General features: G+C 52.7%; 4 protein-coding genes. 2 read left to right on the top strand and 2 right to left on the bottom strand.

Going from position 1 to position 2846, the window contains the following annotated elements; translation table 11 throughout:
- Positions 1-276: 276 nt before the first annotated feature.
- Complete coding sequence (locus J7M22_11940) at positions 277-483, bottom strand: hypothetical protein (GenBank protein ID MCD6507317.1); 207 nt, start codon at positions 481-483, stop codon at positions 277-279.
- Between the two features lie 32 nt (positions 484-515).
- Between J7M22_11940 and J7M22_11935 the strand changes: the two genes are divergently transcribed.
- Entirely contained in the window at positions 516-809 is a 294-nt protein-coding gene (locus tag J7M22_11935) for a T9SS type A sorting domain-containing protein (protein ID MCD6507316.1), read from the top strand.
- Positions 810-889: 80 nt separating this feature from the next.
- Positions 890-1507 (top strand): DUF1080 domain-containing protein, encoded by a 618-nt coding sequence (locus J7M22_11930; GenBank protein MCD6507315.1) that lies wholly within the window; start codon positions 890-892, stop codon positions 1505-1507.
- A gap of 86 nt (positions 1508-1593) precedes the next feature.
- On the opposite strand, the gene J7M22_11925 is transcribed toward J7M22_11930, so the two are convergent.
- Positions 1594-2532, bottom strand: a complete 939-nt coding sequence (locus tag J7M22_11925; protein ID MCD6507314.1) for a hypothetical protein — start codon at positions 2530-2532, stop codon at positions 1594-1596.
- Positions 2533-2846: the final 314 nt, after the last annotated feature.

The raw sequence follows: 2846 nt of genomic DNA, 5'->3' as shown, positions 1-2846 counted from the left end.
TTCAGCAGCTCATCTGTCAGTACCAGCCGCCTCAGCTCCTCCCTCCACTCCGGCCTCTCCTCCAGAATCTCTATAAAGTCATGAAACTCCTTCACGGTGAAGGCTCTCATCCTCCATCACCTTTAGGATCTTGAAAATGGGCCTTATAGCACCTTAGATTCTACCATGTATCAACATTTGGTGCAAGCAGGAAGGTGATGTTTTAGCATCCTGGCTGAGATCAGGAGGCAGGAGAAGGACTAAGCCTGCCTCCTGTTTCCCGTTCCCCGTCTCCTCCTATTTCACTAGCATCATCCTCCTCGTCGCCCTGAAATCGCCGGAGCGCAGTTCCACCACATATACCCCGCTCGATACCCTTTCACCGGCGTCGTTGCGCCCGTCCCAGTAAACGGCTCTGCCGCGTCCCACATAGAACCCAGGCTCCTTATGTCCCAGATCGAACGTGCGGATCAATCCGCCGGAGAGATCGTATATCCGGATCATCACATCACCTGCCTCCAATGCGGGTTATTCCTGTGAAAACCGAGCTACATCAGAATTACCCCAATCCGTTCAACCCTGGGACATGGATATCCTTCCAGCTCTCATCTCCTCAGGAGGTCGCAGTTCATATCTATAACGTGCACGGCAGGCTGATTCGGCGGATCGATCTGGGTAAACTGCCAGCGGGTTTCTACCTGCGTAAGGATAGAGCTGTCTACTGGAACGGCAGGGACGAAACGGGAGGACCGGTTGCTAGCGGCATATACTTACACCAACTGAAGCTGGGGAGGATCTCATACATGAAACGCATGGTTATTATCAAATAGAGGTAAATCCCGCGTCCTCACTTGCAAATCTCCCCACACTCGGCGATAATATAAGCGAATTTGAGATGGGAGGTGAAATGATGCTCACGCCTGAGGAGAAGGCTGAAGGCTGGGAGGAGCTCTTCGATGGGAGGACGCTCGATGGATGGGCTCCGACCGGTCGAGCTGAAGGATGGGCTGTGGATGAAAGCGAAGGAGCCATCCTCTGCACCGTTCAAGGCGGGGGGTATCTCTATACCCTGGACGAGTTCGACGACTTCATCCTGAAGATAGACTTCAAAATCGATCCCGGCGTCAATAGCGGAGTATTCTTCAGATGGTCCGACCTATCCGATCCCGTCCACACGGGATTGGAGATGCAGATACTGGATACCTACGGCAAGGAACCGCCTGGCAAACATGACTGTGGTGCCCTCTACGATATGGTGCCGCCTCGAAAAAGCGCCTGTAAACCCGCAGGAGAGTGGAATCACGTCGTGATAACCTGTAAGGGGCCGTATATCACAATAGACATGAACGGCGAGAGGATAATCGACGTGAACATAGATGATTGGGATACCCCCGGGATGAACCCTGACGGGACGAAAAACAAGTTCAAATACGCGTGGAAAGACCTGCCCAAAAAGGGACATATCGGGTTGCAGGATCACGGCGGAAAGGTGTGGTTCAGAAACATCAAGATCAAGAGGCTTTCCTAAGCTCGATCGTCCGTCGTCCACCGTCTGTAGCGAGGGAACGGTGGACGACGGACGTTAGCTTTAAGGTTTTCGCTGCACTCCGAGGGTCATTTCACCTCGATCCTCAGCGCTGTTCCATCTGCCCCTACGATCCATCCCCGATTGCCTTTGAAGAAGATGTCCAGGAGAGGTTTATCGACCGGCGAGTTCTCCCTAACCCAGTTTTTCCCACCGTCCTCAGTCCTGATTATCAGTCCTTCAGATCCGATCGCCCAGCCACGTTTTGAATCGATGAAGAAGACGCCGCGGAGATGCCCTGCCACGGGCGCGGGTTGAAGCTTCCATCTTATCCCGCCGTTGGATGTGTGAATTATGACCCCGTTTGCTCCGACCGCCCATCCATCTTGAGGTGTTGGGAAATGAACGGCGAAGAGAGGCTCGCGGGTTGGGGAGGGGGCGAGTTTCCACGTCACACCGCCATCACGTGTGATCATTATCGTTCCCTTTTCTCCGACGGCGCATCCTCGTTTTTCATCCGTGAACCAAACGCCCCAGAGGTGTTCCCCTTCAGGCGTTTCCTGCTTGGTCCAGGTTCTGCCGCTATCGCGGGAGAAGATGATGTTGCCAAATCCTCCCACAGCCCAACAGCCTCCTTTAAGGGCGATCACATCCAACAGGCCTTGACCCAAGCCACTGGGCTCTTCAACCCACCTTTTACCGCCATTATCGGTGTAGATCACCCTGCCGTTTGAACCGACCGCCCATCCATGTTTGGAGTTGAGGAAAAAGACTGAGTTAAAAATGGTGGCGGGGTCTTCCCCCGAACGTTGAACGGCCCATGTTTCGCCCCCGTCATAGCTGTAGATCACAGCACCCTGTGACCCCACGGCCCAAACATGTCTTCCGTCAGGAGAGCTGACCCCGTATAGGTGGAACTTCACCCCGGTTTGAACGAGAGTCCACGTCTTCGGCCATTTCTCCCTCGCGCATCCTAAAAACGTCGTCAGGATCAAAAGCGACAGGATCAAGATCAGACGGCGATACATGCCTTTACCTCCGTTTTGCATACCTGCTGAGCTTAATTATAGGACGATAGGCCCGAAGTATCAAGTTAACCTCATATCCGAAGATCGAAAGGGGTTGAAAAAGGGTTCCATCCCTGGTATCCTTAAAATAACATCGCTCATATTATCGCTGAGTGTAGCGGAGATTTTTAAAGCTACTGTCCGCCGCTCTAGCTACCTGACAGTTTTGGAGATGAGGTAGAGGTTGAAAGTCACAGCACATAAAAGGGATAATACAGGAAAATCCCTTCAGGAGGTGTGCTGTGACGATCAATCAGATATATAATACCTTGCTT

The organism is Candidatus Poribacteria bacterium, from assembly GCA_021162805.1.
GTDB lineage: Bacteria > Poribacteria > WGA-4E > B28-G17 > B28-G17 > JAGGXZ01.
Note: the sequence above shows the minus strand (reverse complement) of the source record. Positions and strands in the feature narration are given on the sequence as shown.